Source organism: Tessaracoccus luoxuelianae (assembly GCF_054483915.1).
In genome coordinates this window covers 155,023-174,217 of sequence record NZ_JBTLTG010000002.1, presented here as the reverse complement: position 1 = coordinate 174,217, position 19,195 = coordinate 155,023, and the positions used below count along the sequence as shown (strand labels likewise).

The following is a 19,195-nucleotide window of genomic DNA, read 5'->3' as shown; positions in this document are numbered from 1 at the left end:
GATCTCAAGTGCAACACACCTCTTGCACCATCGGGGGAAGGCCCGGGTTGTTGCATTTGATGCAACATCAAACGTGGCTGGCTTGGGCCGATGATCGACTGGGGGTACATTCGCGTCCGCGGGTCTACGCGTCATGGTCCGGAGGTCTGCCGGCTCTTGCGTAGCCGGGCCGCGGACCATCCAACGAGCTCGGCGACGCCGCCGACGACCGCGTCGTAGACGATGCCTTTGAGCAGGTGTTCCCAGAGGTAGGCCCAGGCTTGAGCGTCCGTCTCGATGCAGTCTCGCCCCCACAGTGAGCAGTTCAGCGCCTGCTGGGCGGCTATCTGCGAGCCCACGATTCCGGAGCCGATCAGGGCCACCCATCCCAAGCCTTCGGCGCCCTTGCTGAGGTACTCACGGGTACCGCTCTCGCGCAGGAACGCTCCGACGAGGATGGCGATCCATGCCAAGACCTGGACGACCTGCGCTACGGCTGCGAGCAGCTCGTAGTCGGCGCCAAGCTCGGGATTCATGCGACGAGTCTGCTCCTCGGGCACCGGACCTCGCGTGATTCCCGGGCCGTCACACGAGAATTCAGCGGAGTCGGTTCACGCTGTAGCCGGGTCGGGTTCGGGTTGGTAGGGGGTGTGACGGCGTCTTTGCACAAGCTGACTGCCGGGTCGGGTTATGACTACCTGACCCGGCAGGTTGCTGCGCAGGATTCAACGGAGAAGGGCCACGCGTCGCTGACGAGCTACTACACGGAGAAGGGCGAGGTGCCGGGTCGGTGGGTCGGCACCGGCCTGGAAGCGTTGGAGATGCAGCCGGGGAGTGCGGTGTCGGAGGTGCAGATGCGTGCCTTGTTCGGGGCCGGGTTCCATCCGGACATGGAAGCCCGGCTGGCTGCTCTCCCGGCCGACGCGACGCCCGCTCAGATCCGCCAGGCGGCCCGCCTGGGGTCGCCGTTCCAGGTGCGCACGGCGGCGACGGTGTTCCAGCAGGAGGTCGCGATCCGGTGCAGTCAGTGGGCTGCAGCTAACGGACTGGGCAGTGGTGGGACGGTGCCGGTGGATGTGCGGGCTGGTATCCGCAACGAGCTCGCCACTGCTGGCTTCCAGCAGAGGATGGGGAGGGCGCCGAGCGGGGCGGAGTTGTCGTCGGAGGTGGCGACGTTGACGAGGAACCCGACGATTGCGTGCGCGGGCTATGACGTGACGTTCACGCCGGTGAAGTCGGTCTCTGCCCTGTGGGCGGTGGCGCCTCAGGAGGTGGCGGCGCAGATCGAGGAGGCTCACAACGCGGCGGTCGCGGACGCGCTGCGCTATCTGGAGGAGCGGGTCCTGTTCTCGAGGCGGGGGCATGGCGGGGTGCGGCAGGTCGAAGTCACCGGCCTGGTCGCGGCCGCGTTCACGCATCGGGATTCTCGGGCGGGGGATCCGAACCTTCACACCCATGTCGCGATCGCGAACAAGGTCCAGACCTTGGATGGGGCGTGGCTGGCGGTCGACGGCCGCCCGTTGCATGCGGGGATGGTGAGCATCTCGGAGGTGTACAACACGGCTCTGGAGGCCCACCTGGTGGCCCGTCTCGGGGTCCGGTTCGCGGTCGACACGGCGCGGGATCCGGGCAAGCGGGTGGTGCGGGAGATCGTGGGTGTGCCGGCACGGTTGCGGGAGGCGTGGTCGAGCCGGCGGGCGGCGATCGAGGCCCGTCAGGCGGAGTTGGCAGTCGATTTCCAGCACGCGCATGGTCGGCCGCCGACACCGGCCGAGGCGATCGCGTTGGCGCAGCAGGCCACCCTGGAGACCAGGCAGGCCAAGCACGAACCCCGCTCACTGGCCGAGCAGCGCACCACCTGGGCGACCGAAGCAGCTGCCGTCCTCGGCGTCGACGGGGTGGCCCGGATGCTCACCGACGTGACCGCCGCCGCCAGCAGGCCGGGACCCGCGGCAACGACGGAATGGGTCGACTCTGTTGCCAACGAGATGGTGGCCCGGATGGGTGTGTCGCGGGCGTCGTGGACGGTGTGGCACCTGCAAGCCGAAGCCTCACGCCGTGCCCGGGAACGCGCCACGGACCCGCAGCAGGCGGAGGAGTTGACCGCCGCGCTGCTCGCGGCCGCGACCGCCCGGTGTCTGCCGGTGGCCGGCTGGACCGATCCGGTCAGTGATCCGCAACTCCTGCGCCGCAGTGATGGGCAGTCGGTGTACAGCACCGTCGGGGGTCGCCGGTTCACCTCCACCGCCGTCATTGAAGCCGAACAGGTCATCACCGCGGCCGCCGGCATGACCGATGGGCGGCGGGTCGACGAGGTCGACGTCACTGTCGCGCTGCTGGCCTCCACCGCCGGCGGGGTGACGTTGAACGCGGGACAGATCCAGCTGGTCCGGTACATGGCGACCAGCGGTCGGCGCGTGCAGGTGGGGTTGGCGGCGGCCGGATCAGGCAAGACCACAGCGTTGGCCGTGTTGGCCGGCGCGTGGCGGGAAAGCGGCGGCACCGTGCTGGGCCTGGCTCCCTCCGCGGTCGCGGCGGGGGTGCTGGGGGAGCAGGTCGGGGCAGCGGCGACGCTGGCGAAGATCGCCCACGACCTCCACCACAACCAGGCGGCCGTGGAGGCTCTGATCGGTGCGGAGACGTTGTTGATCGTCGACGAGGCAGGCATGGCCGATACCCCCACCCTGGCCGTAGTGGTCGGGTTCGCTGTGGGGCGGGGGGCGTCGGTGCGGCTGATCGGTGATGATCAGCAGCTCGCCGCGGTCGGCGCCGGCGGCGTGCTGCGCGACATCACCGAGACCCACGGCGCGGTACAGCTGACCGAGGTGATGCGCTTCGTCGACCCCGCCGAAGCAGCAGCCTCCCTGGCCCTGCGGGAGGGCCGGCTCGAGGCCCTGGGCTTCTACCTCGACCAGGGACGAATCCATGCCGGCTCCGAGGAAACCGTGCTGCGCGACGCCCTCACAGGCTGGCTCCACGACCGCGCCGTAGGGCTCGACAGCGTGATGCTGGCCGGCACCCGCGACCAGGTCGCCCAACTCAACCGGTGGGCCCGCGACCACCGTCTCACCGACACCCCCGACGGCGATGGTGGAGGTCCCGTTGCGGTGCTGTCGGATGGGAACGTGGCATCGGTGGGGGATGTGATCGTGACCCGATTCAATGACCGGCGGCTCAGTGTGAGCGCGACGGATTGGGTGAAGAACGGCGACCGGTGGACCGTCACCGGCGTCGACCCGGCCGGCGCACTCCGAGCAGTCCACCGCAGCACCGGGCTGCGGGTCGTGCTGCCGCCGACGTATGTCTCGGAGCATGTGGAGTTGGGGTACGCGGTGACGGTGCACTGCGCTCAGGGGGTCACGGTCGACACCACCCACACGGTGCTGACCGGGACGGAGAGCAGGCAGCAGTTGTATGTGGCGATGAGCCGCGGCCGCGAATCGAACCAGGCGTATGTGCAGGTCGTCGACGGGGGAGAGGAGAATGCCCCGATCCATCCCGCGACGCTGCGGCCGGTCACCGCCGGCGACGTCCTGGAGCAGGTCCTGGCCCGGGACGGATCCTCCCGATCGGTGACCACCGAAGCCCGCCACGCCACCGATCCGTACACCCGCCTGGGGTTCGCGGCCGCCCGCTACACCGACGCGGTCACCGTGGCCATCGAACAGCTCTATGCCGACTTGGTCGTCGAGTTGGATGAGCAGGCCGACCAGGTGGTGGAGCAGCTGACGTCCTGCCCCGCGTGGCCCACGCTGCGGTCCCATCTCCTGCACGCGGCCGCCGACCAAGCCACCTCGCCGCTGGAGGTGTTGCGGGCGGCGGTCGATGCCCGTGAGCTGGGGACGGCTGCGGATCCGGCGGCGGTGCTGACCTGGCGGCTCCCGAACCCTGCCGGGGTGGGGCCGTTGCCGTGGCTCCCCGCCATCCCCTCCGCCCTCACCGCGCATCCGCAGTGGGGGCCGTACCTGGCCGCACGCCAGGGCTTGGTGGAGGACTTCGCTGTCGAGGTGCGTGACGCTGCGGCGGGGGTGTCGCGGCCGGTGTGGGCGCTGCCCGGGCAGACCCTGACGACCTCGAGCGTGGGGGAGGTGGAGGTGTGGCGGGCGGCGTGGCAGGTCGACCGCGCAGACCGGCGCCCCACCGGCCCTCCCCAGCTCGGCGCCGCGGCGCACCGCTGGCAGCAGCGTCTCCTGGACCGGTTGCGGCCTGCGCATCCGGTGAGGGTGTGGACCGATCTGCTGCGCGACGTCCGCGCCGATCTGCCCCGCGACCCATACGCCACCGTCCTGGCGCACCGCCTCGCCGCCCTCCATCAGGCCGGTGTGCCCGTCACCGAGCACCTCGCCGCCGCCGTCGCCGACGGACCACTGCCCGCGGAACAGCCCGCCGCCGCATTGTGGTGGCGACTGGCCCGACACCTCGCCGCCGACGGCGCCGGTCCCACCCTCCCCACCTGGGAATCAGATCTGGTCGACCGGCTCGGGTACGAAGCGGCGGCCGAGCTGGAGGCCAGCCCCTGGTGGCCCCACCTGGCCGCAGCACTCACCCACGCCACCGACCACGGACACCACCTCGACAATCTGATCACCCCGACGGTGGATGTGTCCGGGTTCGATGATGCGTGCCAGGCCATGCTGTGGCGCACACACCACCTCACCACCCCGCCCCCGGACGAGCAGGTGGAGCCGCCGCATCCCGACGAGCTGCCGCCTGAGGGAATCGAGGACATCGACTGGTCCACCCGCACCGCCGACCTCGCCAAGGCGGCGAGTTTGCGGGAGCGTACCGATCCGGACTTCACCGAGGTCGAGCTGCGGCAGGGGTTCGCGGCCGCCGACCGCTGGGCCGAGACCCCCCACACCCCGCAGCGCCTCGCCCAGGTCACCGAGGCGGCGGCCGCGTTCTTCGAGGCCCAACTGCCCGGCTCGTGGAGCCAGCACTACTTCTCGCAGCGGTCCGGTCAGGATCTGGCCGGCGACCCGCGATTCAGGATCGGGCACGCCCCCGCGGGCTGGACGACGCTGGTCAGTGCGCTGCGGAAGCAAGGATTCGACACCGCCGAGCTGCTCGCCGCGGGGGTGGCCACCACCACCCGGCAGGGCACCGTGATCGACCGCTTCCGCGACCGCGCCATCCTCCCCATCCACCACGAAGGCGTCATCGTCGGGTTCGTCGGCCGCAGGCACCCCGACGCCGACGACGACCACGGCCCGAAATACTTGAACAGCCCCGCCAGCGCGCTGTTCGCGAAGCGCGACGTCCTCTACGGCCACCACCTCCTCCATGGCACCGCCACGCCGGTGATCGTGGAGGGCCCGATGGACGCGATCGCGGTCACCCTCGCCGGCCACGGGGCCTTCGTCGGCGTCGCACCGCTGGGAACCGCGCTGACCCCGGAGCAGACGCTGCTGCTGCGCGACGGACCCACCCCGCTGATCGCCACCGACGCCGACAACGCCGGCCACGTCGCAGCCGAGAACACCTTCTGGCTCCTCGCCCAGCACCGCCGCGACCCACGCCGCCTGCTCCTCCCAGCCGGCGGAGACCCAGCACAGCTACTCCAACAGCACGGCCCCGACGCCCTCCACCACGCGCTGGCCGAGGCCACCACGGCGCAGGGGGAGCTGATGATCCGTGACCGTGTCACGTTCCTCCACCCCGCCGAGGCTGGCCGGCAGGTCGCCGAGATCATCGCCGCCCGCCCCCCAGCCACCTGGCAGCAACACCAGGCCCAGGTGCCGGAGGAGCAGACTCGACACCTGGTGACGCGGATCCATGCCTGGACCACCACCCCGGCCGCGGCCGCCGACCAGACACGCGAACAGACCAGGCAGACACGCCGCCGCCTCGACCAGACCCCAGCCGACCGCTGGCAACGCTGGGCCGACCTGACCGGCCTGGCTGGGGTGGGGGAGTGGCCGCATCTCGCCGCCCGGCTCGACGAGCTCCACCACGCCGGCGCCGACACCACCCTCTTGGCCCGGCGGCTGGCGAAGGTACCGGCCGCAGTGGCGGCCGCGACCCTGGCACACCACGAGCCGGGGGCCGCGGTGCAGGTCGACTGGCGTCCCTGGGCTCAAGCCGTGAACCCCGCCCTCCTTCGTGAAGGGTGGGGGAGTGTGCAGGCGGACCTGACCAGGTTGCAGGCCGCCGGCACCGACCTCACCGCACTGGCTCGGAGGCTGGCGGGTCGCGACCCGGAGAAAGTGATAGCAGGGCTGCGCAACGTGCTGCGCAACCTCGCCAGCCAGAGGCCCACCGGTTCGAAGATGTCGGAGGGGCCCGAGAGGATGACGCTACAAGGACTGTGGAGAGGGGTGGGTCGCGATGATGGTTCACGCGGTGTGTGACCTGAGTTGGGGTTCTTCGAAGGCATGGCGTCTAGAAGTCGATCCCGCTATGACCAGCCCTCGCTCGAGGAGTTGTGGCTCAGCGCAGCAGAGGAGTCCGTTGATGAATCAGTACGGCCGGTTCGCCGAGCAGTCGTGGCAGATGCTGGCCCCGGCCAGGTACGCGGCGCTGGAGGATCCCAACCACTTCTTCTCGACGTTGGGGCAGGAGGCCCAGACGCGGGTGGTGTGGCTGGCCGAGCAGATGCAGGGCCCCGACCCGACCGGCGAAACCTATTGGGAGAAGGTGGGTCGGCTCAACGCGATCCGGATGCAGGCCGAGGAGATCGTCCGGGCCGAGATGCTGACCCCGGAACCGGAAACCCTGGAAGAGGACGACGACGAGAACGCGGGCTTCGACCCGCAGACCTCTTCGATCCTGCAGCTGCTGATGGAGACTCACCACGCGATCCACGACAAGACGGGCCTGATCGAGGACCAGTAACCCCCACCCCACCAGCCCCTCCCTCAACCGCTGCCACGTCCGCGGCCGGGCCGGTGGCCGGCGCGGTGGTGGGGTTTCGGGTTGGGGGGCAGGACGGTTTGGCGCCGTCGGGGGCGGTGGCCAGGTTCGATGCCAACGTGGCCGCGATCCGCGTCCTTCACCGGGTGCAGGCCGAGGGCCGCCCTGCGACGGTGGGGGAGCAGGAGGTGTTGGCCCGGTGGGGGTCGTGGGGGGCGCAGGGCCTGTCGCAGATCTTCGACGAAGCCCGCCCCGATCATGCGCAGCGGCGCCAGATGCTGCGGGAGCTGCTGGACCCGGCCGCCTACGATGCGGCGCGCCGCACCACGATCAACGCGCACTACACGCATGTGGAGTATGCCCGCGCGATCTGGGACACGCTGATCGAACTCGGCGCCCCCACCACTGGGGGGCGGGTGTTGGAGCCGGGCTGCGGGGCGGGGGTGTTCATCGGGACCGCCCCGGAGGCGGTGTCGATGATGGGCGTCGAGCTCGACCCGACCACCGCCGCCATCGCCGCCCTGCTGTATCCAGCGGCGCGGATCCGTGCCGAGTCGTTTGCCGAGACCCGCCTACCGGGCGGGTACTTCGACGCCGTGGTCGGGAACGTGCCGTTCGCTGATGTCCGGCTCCATGACCCGCTGCACAACCCGCACCACTACGTGATGCACAACCATTTCCTGTCCAAGTCGGTGCAGTTGACCCGCCCCGGCGGGCTGGTGGCGGTGTTGACCAGCCACTACACCCTCGACTCGCGTGACCCGGCGCATCGCCGCGACCTGCACCACCTCGCCGACCTGGTCGGCGTCATCCGGCTCCCCACCGGCGCCCACACCGCGGCCGCCGGCACCGAGGCCGTCACCGACCTCCTGATCCTCCGCCGCCGCGTCGAAGGGGAGGCTCCGGGGGAGGATGACTGGATCTTCACCGACCCGGTCACCGTGCCCGGACCCCACGGCACCGAGGAAACCCTCCACATCAACCGTCGCCTGACCGCCAACCCGTCGCTGGTGCTCGGCCAGCCGGAATGCAGGGTCGGGATGCACGGTGTGGCGGGCCTCCACATCACCCCCACCCCCGACATCGACACCAGCGAGGCCCTCCGCCACGCCCTGGCGGGGATCACCGGTCAGGCCCGGGAGAGGGGGTGGACGTTCACGCCCTCCACCGGCGACTCGCCTGCGGTGGTGGTGGGGGAGGGGGTGGTGGCTGAGCGTGATGGGCATCTGAGCGCGCACCCTGATGGCCGGTTCACCGTGGTCTCCGAGGGCGTGAATGTGGCGGTGGAGGTCCCGGTCAGGCAACACGTGGAGGTGCGGGCCCTGCTCGAGTTGCGGGACCAGGCCCGGACCGTGATCGCGGCCGAGACCACCGCCGCCGATGGTGACCCTGGGTTGGAGGAGGACCGGCGAAGGCTGCTGCGGTCGTGGGAACGCTACGTCGAAGCGTTTGGGCCGATCAATCGGTTCACGTTGACGCAGCCGAAAGACCCTGCCCGCAGACCGGCGCGGTTGATACCGGCGGCGGTGCGGCTGGTGACCCGCCTCGACCCCTACGGTCCGCTGGTCGCGGCCCTGGAACGCTTCGACGACGACACCGGCCTGGCTCTGCCCGCGGGGTTGCTGACCGCCCGGCAGATCGTGCCCCGGGAACCCGTCACCTCGGCCGAGACACCTTCGGATGCGGTCAGTGTCAGCCTGGACACCCTCGGCCGCGTCGACCTGCCCACCATCGCCGCCCTGCTGGGCTGCGACCAGGACCAGGCACGACAACGGATTGATGATCTGGTGTTCGACACCCCCACCCCCGAAGGCGACAGCAGCGGTGTGGTGCTGCGGGCCGAGTACCTCTCCGGCAACGTCCGCGACAAACTCGACCTCGCCCGGCAGGCGGCCGCCGTCGATCCCCGCTGGCATCACAACGTGGCCGCGCTGCGGGCCGTGCTGCCCCCCGATCTGGGCCCAGGTGACATCACCGCCGCGCTGGGGGCGGTGTGGATCCCGGCTGAGGATCACACCTTGTTCATGCGCGAAGTCCTGCAGGATCGGCAGGCGAAGGTGACTCATATTCATGGCTCCGAGTGGGTGGTCGAGGGCAACAAGTGGTCGATGTCGGCCACCCACGATTGGGGGACCCGCCGGCTCACCGCCCCCGAACTGATCCAACGCCTGCTGACCCAGACGCAGATCCTGGTCAAGGACTCCCACACCGACCGTGACGGCCGCAAGATCGACACGTTGAACGCCACCGAAACCGAGGCCGCGCAGGAGAAAGCCCGCCTGCTAGCTGAGCGGTTCGCCGGGTGGGTGTGGGAGGACCCCGAGCGTGGCGCGCGGCTGCAGGCCGAGTACAACCGCCGGTTCAACTCGATCGTGCTGCGCGACTACAGCGCCGAAGGTCAACAGTTGACGTTTCCCGGTTTGGTGAGCTCGTTCACCCCGCGGCCGCATCAGCGGGCGGCGGTCGCGCGGATGCTCAACGAGCCATCCGTGGGCCTGTTCCACGTCGTCGGCGCCGGGAAGACCGCGGAGATGATCATCGGCGCCACCGAACTCAAACGCCTCCAGATGATCCGCAAACCCGCGATCGTGGTGCCCAACAACCTGCTGGCGCAGTTCACCCGCGACTGGATGCAGCTCTACCCCCACGCCACCGTCCTGGCCGCCGGCGCCGATGACGTCACCTCCGACAAACGCCGCGCGTTCGTCGCCCGCGTCGCCGCCAACGACTGGGACGCGGTCATCCTCACCCGCACCGCCTTCCAAGCCCTCTCCCTGGACCCGCGCCGCGAACTCGACTACCTCACCGACCAGACCCGCGACATCCGCGCCGCACTGACCCGGCTCGCTGACGCCGGCGGCCGCGCCGAATCCCGCGTCAAGGCCATCGAGAAGCAGATCCTGCGCGCCGAAGAGAAACTCAAAGCCAAACTCGACCAGCCCCGCGACCCCGGGATCAGCTTCGAAGAAACCGGCATCGACTACCTGGTCATCGACGAACTCCACGACTACAAGAACCTGCGCGTCGCCTCGAACATCCCCGGCGCCTCCATCGACGGCTCACAACGGTCCCAGGACCTCGACGCGAAACTGTGGTTCCTGCGTGCACGCTACGGGCATCGCGTGATCACCGGCGCCACCGCCACCCCGATCGCGAACTCCGTCACCGAGATGTACGTCATGCAGCACTACCTCGCCCCCCACCTCCTCACCCAGGCCGGGATCAACGACTTCGACTCCTGGGCCGCGACCTTCGGGGAAGTGGTCACCGGCTTCGAAACCAACATCACCGGCGACAAGTTCCAACTCCGCGCCAGATTCGCCCGCTTCACCAACGTTCCCGAACTCCTCACCATGTTCCACTCCTTCGGCGACGTGAAAACCGCCGCCGACCTCAACCTGCCCGTCCCCACCATCACCCCCCGCCACGACGGCACCCCCCTCCCACAACTGCTCACCGTCGCAAAATCCGCGGCGTTGACCGGCTACATCGACGAGCTGGCCGACCGCGTCGACCTGATCGCCGGCCGACAGGTCGACCCCCGCGACGACAACATGCTCAAAATCGGCAACGACGGCCGCCTCGCCGCCCTCGACATGCGCCTGGTCACCGACCCCGACCAGCACCCCCTCCTCCACGAACCCGGCAAAGTCGACATCGCCGCCGCCGAAATCACCCGCATCTGGCACACCACCAAAACCCGGGAGTATCTGGATCCGGCCACCGGCCAGCCATCCCCGATCCTCGGCGGGCTGCAGATCGTGTTCTGTGACCTGTCGACCCCCAGCGACCAGTGGAACATCTACCACGAGCTCCGCGACCAACTCCACGCCAACGGACTCCCACCCGGATCGGTGCGGTTCATCCACGACGCGACCACCGACCAAGCCAAAGCCCGCCTGTTCGCCGACGCCCGTAGCGGGAAGATCGCCGTCCTCATCGGGTCCACCGCGAAAATGGGCACCGGCACCAACGTCCAAGACCGCGCCCTCCACGTCATGCACCTCGACGCCCCCTGGCGACCCGCCGACGTCACCCAACGCGAAGGCCGCGCCATCCGCCAAGGCAACCAGAACACCACCGTCCAGATCAGCCAGGTCATCACCGAAGGCTCCTTCGACACCTACATGTGGCAAACCCTCGAACGGAAAGGCCGCTTCATCGACCAAATCATGCGCGGCACCCTCGGCGGCGCCCGCGACATCGAAGACGTCTCCGAAGCCACCCTCAGCTTCGCCGAATTCAAAGCCATCGCCTCCGGTAACCCCCTCCTCCTCCAACACGCCCAAGCCCAACACGACCTGGCCCGTCTCACCCGCCTCGCCGAAGCGCACAAGCACACCCAGATCGCGCTCAGGCACACCATCAGCAGCAGCCAGCAGGCCATCGAGCACCTCACCGGCCGGCTCCCCGAACTCCACGCCGCCGCCGCACTCAGCGTGCCGACCGCTGGTGACGCGTTCCACGTCACCCTCAACGGTCAGCGCTACACCAAACGCGGCGACGCCGCCGACGAGCTGCACGCCATGTTCACCCAGCTGAACCTCCGACCCGACCAGCACCTCGACCTCGGCCCTGTCGCCGAGCTCGGCGGCCACCAGATCCAGATGACCGCACTCGGTAACGGCAACATCGCCTTCACCCTCACCGCCGCCGGCGACACCCCCGCCGTCACGATCCCGCACATCGATCTCGGCAACCCGCAGAAAGGCACCCTCACCAAACTCGAGAACCTCATCAGCCGAGCCCTCCCAGCCCTCATCGCCGGCCACGAAGAATCCCTAGCCGAACACCACACCCGCCACGCGCACGCCACCGCCCTCCACGGGCAACCCTTCCCCCACCAAGACGACCTCGACACCGCCCGACAGCGCTACACCACCATCAACGAACAACTCACCCACCAAACCCCCCTCACCAGCCCCAACACCCCCAACGACGCCGCCGACCAGGAACGGTTCGACACCTGGGCACACGCCACCAACCCCGCCCTCCTCACCGACCCCAACCGCGACACCACCCGCATCCACCTGAACCGACTCGCCCACCTCGGCGCCGACCTCGACCACCTCTCCACACGCCTCAAAGGCCTCCACCCCCAGGCCATCCACCGCGCCCTCGAAACCAACCTCCGACAACGAACCACACCCCCGCCGACCAACAGCACCACCCTGCACACGACCCAGCATCCGATGGGTCACACCCTGTCGACGGCGCCCCGGCACACGCCACCCAGATAGAGGCCAAGCGGGACCTCGGCCTTCGGGGGAGATCCCGGGTCACTCGACCCAGGCGTGGTCAGGTGCGGCGTTTGGGCACCGGGCCCAGCGCCTCGGCGCGGATGGCCCGCTCCTGGTAGACGTGCAGCTCCTCGCGTGCCTGGGTGATCTCGGCCTGTCGTTGGTGGAGTTGGGCGTCGAAGGCCGCCTGCAGGTCCGCCACCCGCTGGTCAGCATGGACACGTTCGCGTTGCGTCTCTGCGCGGGCCGCGTCACGCTCGGCCGTGAGGACCGCGGCAGCCCCCTGGAGCTCCCCGACCTTCACGCGTAGGGCTTCGGTCTCGGCAACGGCCGTCTCGGCGCGGGACTGGGCCGCGGCAAGAGCGTGCTGCGTCTCCTCGCCGCGGGCCTGGGCCTCGTCGCGCTGCGTGATCGCGTCGGCGAGCTCGGACCTGGCGATCGCCAAGTCGTCGCGCAGCTGCGTCTGCACCTCATCGGCGTGGGCCTGCGCCTCGGCCATGACCTGCTGCACGGCGGCGAGCTCCGCGGCGAGCGATTCCCGTGCCTGCGTCGAGTCGTGCAGGTCTTGGCGGGCCTGGGCCAGGGCCGCGGTCAGTTCCTCGACGGCCGCGGTGGCCTCCGTGGCGGCGGCGTCCGCCTCAGCCTTCTCGGCCTCCGCTCGACGCTGACCCTGCTCAGCCCGGGTCGCGCGCGCGTTGGCTGTGGCCACCTGCTCGGCCGCCTCACTCGACACCGCCTCCAGCTGCGCCTCCACCGCTTCCGGGTCACCGACGGTGCGCAGCTCTTCGACCAGAACAGTGAGCTGCTGACCGAGGTGCTCGATCATCCCGGTGACCTGACCAGTGATCATGCTCGCCCGCTGCCGCGCCGCATCCACCGGAAACGCCTCCACCGGGCGAGGCCCTTCGGCCAGCTTCTGCCGAGCCCGCCACGCCGCCGCCCGAGTGTGCTGCCGATCATCGCAATACTCCGACGGACGCCCCACACCCTCCGAAGACGATACCGCCGGCCGCTCACACCCCGGGAACCGACACATCCGCTGCACAGTCTCAATCGTCATAACGTCACCCTAGCATGACGTTACGTAACGCACTGACGTAACGAAAACAAAACCTGCTTTCGGCCTCGCATCGGCGTCTCCGGCGTTGGGGGGCTCTCAGCCCCCAGCCAGAGCGCGGATGATCCGATCAGTTTGGGGCGGTCCTGCTCGGCCCGGAGCCGCCGCCGGACAAGGTGCATCGCCTCGACGATCAGCCTTGGCGCCGTCGGTCTGAAACATGGGCGGGCACCTGCCCGAACCACGCTGATTACGGCTGCGACCCTGGAGGTGCTGTTCCACATCCGTTGACGCTTGCATCGCAGATGTCAGATGGTTGAGCGGAGGCCTAGCGACGACCAATTTTCGTAGCCAACGCGTCCTCGGCAAGTTCTCACCCGGGTCCCGATCTGAGATGATCTACACGACCGCCGGAACTACCTGAGAACCCTCCACACCGATCGTCAGCCAAACCGGGCCAGTCCTAGGAGTGACCACATGTCCAGTGAGCCCGAGACCGTTGCAGATCTTCTGAGCAGATGAGTTTCGTGGAACCGACGACGAACACACTCATCGGGGCCTTCGAAGCGGAGCATGATCTTCAACTACCGTCTCAGCTCAAGCAGTGGCTACTCGTACTGGCTAGCCGAGCGACTCGGTGTGGCTCTCAAGACAGTTCAGCGCTGGGAGAATGGACATCGTGCGATCCCGGAGGGGGTCGCACAAGAGTTGGACATTATCGCCACGGCGATGGGGGAATTGGCGGCGCGGCCTTGTGCCGAACAGCTGCTCGCCACGCCTGATGGTGTGATGATGATTCCACGCGCCGGGACCCACCTCGGCTTTCCCGCATCGTGGTACCGCGCCCTCGTTGATTCAGTTCGATGGATTCTCATGAATGACCACGGCGACGAGGGCCGGGCCGTCGCGGCCTTCAGGGTCGTCTACTTCGACGAAGTGGAGGAGCAGAAGTGAGCGCCACCGAGCCAGGGGTGGAGGGATTTGCTGCGCTGATCCCCGAGGAAATGTTGGACGTTCCGGGACACGCGTTCTACACCGGCGAAGCGGGCTTCACTGGTCGGAAACCCCTCTACCTCCTGGGTCTCAACCCCGGCGGGGACGGCGCTGAGACAGTCCGTCAACAGTTCCAGCAGCTCAAGGTCGCCCACAGCGCCTACTCGGCCTACGTCACGCACACGTGGAAGCCGGCCGCCCGCATTGACCACAACGTTCTCCACCTGCTTCGCAAGGTGTCCCTCCAAGCGACTGAGGTTCCGGCGAGCTGCCTGGTGTTCTCCCGGACGCGTGCTGAGTCGGACATTGCTAAGGAGTTCGACAGATTGGCCGCGCTCTGCTGGCCCTTCCACGAGGCCGTCATTCGTACCCTCGGCGTGAAGGTCGTCGTCTGCTTCGGCAAGAGTGCCGGCGAGTTCGTCCGTCGGCAGTACGGCGCCCATCACGAGATCGACCATTTCACTGAGCGGAACAACCGCGGTTGGCGGAGCACGACACATCGTGCTCCTGGGGGACTGAAGATCGTCACCGTGACTCATCCGTCGCGTGCCGACTGGCGCAACCCGTTGGCCGATGTCTCACCACTGGTGGCGCGAGCACTCGAGGACGGCCAGAAGCTGTCCTGATTCATTTCCACGGTGAAGGCTTGACGCCATCGGTGGGTAGCGGAATCCACCCACCGATGGCGTCAACGTGTCGTCCGCTGTGACAACTTCAATGCCATTCCCCCGCGACATACCGGGGGAGATGAGCGTGCTCTAAGCGGAGGTGGAGCCGCGCTGGTCGGCGGTCAAGGCCAAGACGCGAGGGCTGTCCCTCACGTGCATGTCATTGCTGTCACATGGATGTCATCCGCTGTCACGGACGATCGTCACCGCGATCGTCGTGGTCACGATGTTCTACCTCGGCCCCTGGGCCGATCCACCTGGGATGGACGAACTCTGGTGGCTGCTCGCTGCAGCGGCGGTCCTACCCGCGTCTTGGCGATGGTGGGCACGCCGACGAACACCTTGAACACGTGAGCGCCACCCATCGCGGCAGATCCGGGCGTCTGGGGTTCCATCCCTGCGACGGGTTCTAGGCTGGCAACATGGACCTCCTCGCCGTAGTCGAAGCAACAACGGCGACGACGCTCCTGAATGGCGACAGAGCCCAGGCCAACGAGCACGCATTCCTGGACTGGACGGTGAACGGCCAACTACTGCGAAGCATGCTCGGCTGGGAGAAGCCCCCGAGTGACACCACCTGCATGGTGACGGGTTGGGACCTAGCTCACTCGACCGACCACTGGTCGTCGGCGGGGCGCCCGGCCGCGACCACCCCGGCAGTGCCCTCGGCGACCTGGGACCAGCTGTCCAGCTCCAGCACCGCCAGCGCCGACGTCGGCATCGGCAGGAACCGCCCCGTCGCGAGGTGGATCAACTCCTCCATCGCCGGGTTGTGTCCCACCAGCACCACCGACGACGCCGACTCGGGCAGCCCCGCGACCAGGTCCGCGAGGTCGTCGCCGTCGAACGTGTAGGCGTCCTCGGCGTCGCGCACCTCGGCCGCGGACAGGTGCCGCGAGACCAGCTCCCACGTCTCCCGCGCCCGCGCCGCCACCGACACGACGGCGAGGTCGACGTCGCCGAACCGGCCAGCCAGCCACTCACCCGTTTCAGGCGCTTGGCTACGGCCCCGGCCGTTGAGCGGGCGGTCGCGGTCGGAGACCCCCGCATTCCAGTCGGACTTCGCGTGACGGATGAGGATGAGGCGTACTCCCATGATGGAACCCTAGCCACGCAGCGCCGCCGACGTGCCTGCCAGACCGGAGTGCGACGTCAGCGTCGGGCGCGCAACTCCGCCCGGACGAGCTCCAGGAGCCGTCCGATCCAGTTGCGGCCTCCGCGGTAGCTGGTCCAGAAGCCGTCGATGCCGTTGGCGTACTCGATGCGGCCGTCGGTGGCGAGCAGCGCCTTCGCCAGGTCCTTGTGTTGCGTGTACTTGGCGCGCAGGGCTGCCGCCATGAGCGCGAGGTTGGCATCGGGCCCGGCGCCCGGGCGCTGCAGCGCGTGGAACGCCGCCGTCACCGTCGGGTACGGCTGGCCGTCGACGACGATCTGCCGCGGGAAGTTGTTGTGCAGCACCTCCGGCGCCGGCGGCTGGGGCCAGTACTCGTCGCGCACGAACACCTTCTCGATGACGGTGGGAGTCCCCGTGAACTCGTGGAACTCGCGCTCCTTGTGGGCTTCCCACCGGTGCGGTCGGCCCGGCGCTCGCGGAAGTACTCGATCGCCTGCGCCTGGACCTTCTCCGTGACGGTGACGCCCTCGGCCGTCGATCCGCCCAGAGGCGTCAGGAGAACCCGGATCGGCTGGTCCTTCACGTCCATGTCCGAGAAGACGTACGGCCGCAGGTGGGCCGGTACCCGCAGATACGCCTCCTGCATCACCAACCAGCGTTCGTGGCTCGGTTCCTCGGCGAAGGCCTCGGCGGCGTCGCGGCAGAGTTCGCGGGACGTGGGCCGACCGTTGAGGCGCTCGATCTGGTCGGCGACCTCCCTGACGAAGTCCTCGTCAGCCACCGGCGGGCCCGACGGCGTGGCCGCAGTCATCCGAGCGGTGAGGCCCAGCGTCACCGTGGTCCCCTCGGCCACGTTCAGGGCGATCCGGTTCACCGACAACGCCTGGCGCAACCCGTCCAGATCCATCCGCCCGAAGTCGCACAGGATGGAACCGTCCGCGTACACCTCGAGGTTCGTGACGCCGAAGTAGTGCCCGCCCCTCGAGTCACGGCGGCCGAGGACGTGAGTGACGACGCCGTCGACGCGCTCACCCTCGACAGGTCGGTACGTTCGCGTCCAGGTGCTCATGCGCCCAAGGTAGCGCCCGGGTGGTTCCCCGACTTCAGGACAGCCGCCGGTGCCGAGGTCGAGCGCGCTGGTCGCCGTCGCCAGCGCCTCGCGGCAGTCGCCCTCGAGGTCCCACCAGGGCTCGTCCGCGGTCATTCGCCCGTCGAGTCGGGAGAAGTCCCAGCCCACCATCGACGCCGCCGCGTGCGCGCGGTGCCAGCGCGCCAGCGCGTCGTCGGCCGTCGAGTCGTTCACGGGCCCATCTTGCCCACACCCTGTGCTTGGATGCACGCATGAGCTCCACCACTCGACCCACGCCCGACGGCTCCTCGCTCCGCCAGACCCTGGCCGTGCTGACCGCAGCGGCGGAGGATCTGGGCTTCGTGCAGTCCTCCGAGGGCGACCTCGGCCGGCTGCTTCGACTCCTGGTTGCGTCGCGCCCGGGCGGCACCTTCCTCGAGCTCGGCACCGGAGTCGGTTACGGGGCGGCGTGGCTGCTCGACGGCATGGACGCCGACTCACGACTGGTCTCGGTGGAGCTCGAGGACGACCTGCAGCGGGTCGCGCGCGCCACCTTCGACGACGACCCCCGCGTCGAGTGGGTGCTGGGAGACGGCTCGGAGTGGCTCCGCGAGGCGGTCGCCCGCCCGGAGCGGTTCGACGTCGTCTTCGCCGACACCTGGCCCGGCAAGTACCACGACCGCGACCTCGCCATGGAACTGGTGAAGCCGCACGGCTGGTTCGTCCTCGACGACCTGTACCCGCAGCCGGGCTGGCCCGACGGCCATCAAGCCAACGTCGACCGCCTCATCGCCGACATGCAGTCCATCGACGGCTGGCGCACCGAGTTCCTGCCGTGGGGCTCGGGCCTCATGCTCTGCGTGCGCGACTGAGTCACACCACGCAGAACTCGTTGCCCTCCGGATCCTCCATCACGATCCACTCGCCCTGAGGAGGCTGCCGGAACTCCTCCACGACGTCGGCACCCGCGGCGACCAGCTTGGCCGCCTTGGCGCGCATCACGTCCCAGGCCTTCGGCTGGTCGGGGCCGCCGGCGTTGCTGTGGACGTCGATGTGCAACCGGTTCTTGGCGGTCTTGGGCTCGGGCACCTTCTGGATGAAGATCCGCGGGCCGTCTCCGACGATCGCGTAGGCGTCGTTCCAGCGCTCCTCGGGAAGACCCCAACTCGTCAGCGCCTCCGCCCACGTGGCGAAGTTCCCCGGCGGGTCCTCAGGCCGGTAACCGAGCGCCAGCGCCCAGAAGTCACCCAGCCGCCTCGGGTCGGCGGCATCCATGGTCAGCGTGAAGGTCATGACCCATCGTCGCACCGAACGGCGTTTTCAGTGATGGATCTGGTGCCAATGACGGCACCAGATCCATCACTGAAAACGCCCCCTTCCTCACCCCTCCATCAGCCCGCTTCAGAACTTGACGTGCGTCAAGGAACGGGGCGCCGATCGCGCGTAATTTCAAGGTCAAGATCACCCCCGAAGGACGCATCATGAACAAGATCCACACTTGGCTCCACGGCCGCTGGGCCGTGCCCGCCATCTCCGGCGTCGCCATCGTCGCCTCCCTCATCGCCGACAAGCTGGGCGCGACCACCGTCGGCAACATCCTCATGCTGGCGGCCGCCGTCGTCGCCGGCCTGCCCATCGCCATCAAGGCCTTCCGCTCGCTGATGGTCAAGCACATCAGCATCGACCTGTTGGTCTCCGTCGCCGCCATCGGCGCGATCCTCGTCGGCAACTTCTGGGAGGCCGCGGCGGTCACGTTCCTGTTCGCCGTCGGCGGCGCCCTCGAGCCAAGCCAGCCCAGCCGCTAGGCGGAGGTGTCCGTCTCTCCCTCGTAGAGGCCCAGCACGTTACCGTCGAGGTCCTCGAAGAAGGCGAACCAGCTCGTCTCGGAGATCGCGGTCTTGGGCATGATCACCGTGCCGCCGTTCGCCTCGACCTTGGCCAGGGTGTCGTGGATCGAGTCCACCTCGACGTACGAACGCGGCTGCGTGAAGGACTCGTCGCGCGGGGCCAGTCCGCCGCCGCTGATCTTGTTGGGCGCCTGCCACATGGGGTAGCCCTCGAAGCCGGGGTACTCGTTGAACTGCCAGCCGAAGAGCTCGCCGTAGAACTCGCGGGCCTTGACGTGGTCGCTGACCGGGATGTCGATGTGGGTGATGTCGCCGTGCATGGGGACCTCCTGGGGTCGGGAGTCCAACGCTACGTCTCGGGACCCTCCTTTGGAAG

General features: G+C 68.8%; 14 protein-coding genes. 7 read left to right on the top strand and 7 right to left on the bottom strand.

Features of this window, described 5'->3' with window-relative positions:
• Positions 1-131 precede the first annotated feature (131 nt).
• Positions 132-515, bottom strand: coding sequence for a hypothetical protein (locus ACX1D1_RS16530; protein ID WP_459056744.1), 384 nt, complete (start codon positions 513-515; stop codon positions 132-134).
• Between the two features lie 114 nt (positions 516-629).
• Between ACX1D1_RS16530 and mobF the strand changes: the two genes are divergently transcribed.
• The 3 genes from mobF (at position 630) to ACX1D1_RS16515 (ending at position 12,071) form a co-directional block, all read left to right on the top strand.
• On the top strand, positions 630-6,329 hold the full coding sequence (mobF, locus tag ACX1D1_RS16525) for a MobF family relaxase (RefSeq protein ID WP_459056743.1): 5,700 nt from the start codon (positions 630-632) through the stop codon (positions 6,327-6,329).
• A 103-nt stretch (positions 6,330-6,432) separates the two neighbouring features.
• Positions 6,433-6,813, top strand: coding sequence for a TnpV protein (locus ACX1D1_RS16520; protein WP_459056742.1), 381 nt, complete (start codon positions 6,433-6,435; stop codon positions 6,811-6,813).
• A 116-nt stretch (positions 6,814-6,929) separates the two neighbouring features.
• Positions 6,930-12,071: a helicase-like domain-containing protein gene (locus ACX1D1_RS16515; protein ID WP_459056741.1), complete on the top strand. Its 5,142-nt coding sequence runs from the start codon at positions 6,930-6,932 to the stop codon at positions 12,069-12,071.
• A gap of 58 nt (positions 12,072-12,129) precedes the next feature.
• On the opposite strand, the gene ACX1D1_RS16510 is transcribed toward ACX1D1_RS16515, so the two are convergent.
• Positions 12,130-12,921, bottom strand: a complete 792-nt coding sequence (locus tag ACX1D1_RS16510) for a coiled-coil domain-containing protein (protein ID WP_459056740.1) — start codon at positions 12,919-12,921, stop codon at positions 12,130-12,132.
• A gap of 780 nt (positions 12,922-13,701) precedes the next feature.
• On the opposite strand from ACX1D1_RS16510, the gene ACX1D1_RS16505 reads away from it, so the two are divergent.
• Both ACX1D1_RS16505 and ACX1D1_RS16500 read left to right on the top strand, forming a co-directional pair.
• The gene (locus ACX1D1_RS16505) at positions 13,702-14,082 is read left to right on the top strand and encodes a helix-turn-helix domain-containing protein (protein WP_459056739.1); all 381 of its coding nucleotides are present in this window, start codon (positions 13,702-13,704) and stop codon (positions 14,080-14,082) included.
• Positions 14,079-14,747, top strand: coding sequence for a uracil-DNA glycosylase family protein (locus ACX1D1_RS16500; protein WP_459056738.1), 669 nt, complete (start codon positions 14,079-14,081; stop codon positions 14,745-14,747). The genes ACX1D1_RS16505 and ACX1D1_RS16500 overlap by 4 nt, the downstream gene beginning before the upstream one ends.
• Positions 14,748-15,393: 646 nt before the next feature.
• Here ACX1D1_RS16500 and ACX1D1_RS16495 read toward each other — a convergent pair.
• Genes ACX1D1_RS16495 through ACX1D1_RS16485 form a run of 3 tightly spaced genes read right to left on the bottom strand, consistent with a single transcriptional unit; the run spans position 15,394 to position 17,206 of the window.
• Positions 15,394-15,885, bottom strand: coding sequence for a SixA phosphatase family protein (locus ACX1D1_RS16495; RefSeq protein ID WP_459056737.1), 492 nt, complete (start codon positions 15,883-15,885; stop codon positions 15,394-15,396).
• Positions 15,886-15,941: 56 nt separating this feature from the next.
• On the bottom strand, positions 15,942-16,247 hold the full coding sequence (locus ACX1D1_RS16490) for an NADAR family protein (RefSeq protein ID WP_061620011.1): 306 nt from the start codon (positions 16,245-16,247) through the stop codon (positions 15,942-15,944).
• Entirely contained in the window at positions 16,187-17,206 is a 1,020-nt protein-coding gene (locus ACX1D1_RS16485) for a DUF7639 domain-containing protein (RefSeq protein WP_061620010.1), read from the bottom strand. The genes ACX1D1_RS16490 and ACX1D1_RS16485 overlap by 61 nt, the downstream gene beginning before the upstream one ends.
• A gap of 38 nt (positions 17,207-17,244) precedes the next feature.
• Here ACX1D1_RS16485 and ACX1D1_RS16480 point away from each other — a divergent pair, with 38 nt between their 5' ends.
• Positions 17,245-17,844 (top strand): O-methyltransferase, encoded by a 600-nt coding sequence (locus tag ACX1D1_RS16480; RefSeq protein WP_459056736.1) that lies wholly within the window; start codon positions 17,245-17,247, stop codon positions 17,842-17,844.
• 1 nt (position 17,845) lies between these two features.
• On the opposite strand, the gene ACX1D1_RS16475 is transcribed toward ACX1D1_RS16480, so the two are convergent.
• Positions 17,846-18,265, bottom strand: coding sequence for a VOC family protein (locus tag ACX1D1_RS16475; RefSeq protein WP_459056735.1), 420 nt, complete (start codon positions 18,263-18,265; stop codon positions 17,846-17,848).
• Between the two features lie 188 nt (positions 18,266-18,453).
• Here ACX1D1_RS16475 and ACX1D1_RS16470 point away from each other — a divergent pair, with 188 nt between their 5' ends.
• A complete protein-coding gene (locus ACX1D1_RS16470) occupies positions 18,454-18,777 on the top strand; it encodes a hypothetical protein (RefSeq protein ID WP_459056734.1) in 324 nt (107 codons plus the stop codon).
• On the opposite strand, the gene ACX1D1_RS16465 is transcribed toward ACX1D1_RS16470, so the two are convergent.
• Positions 18,774-19,139: a VOC family protein gene (locus tag ACX1D1_RS16465; protein ID WP_459056733.1), complete on the bottom strand. Its 366-nt coding sequence runs from the start codon at positions 19,137-19,139 to the stop codon at positions 18,774-18,776. The genes ACX1D1_RS16470 and ACX1D1_RS16465 overlap by 4 nt on opposite strands.
• Positions 19,140-19,195: the final 56 nt, after the last annotated feature.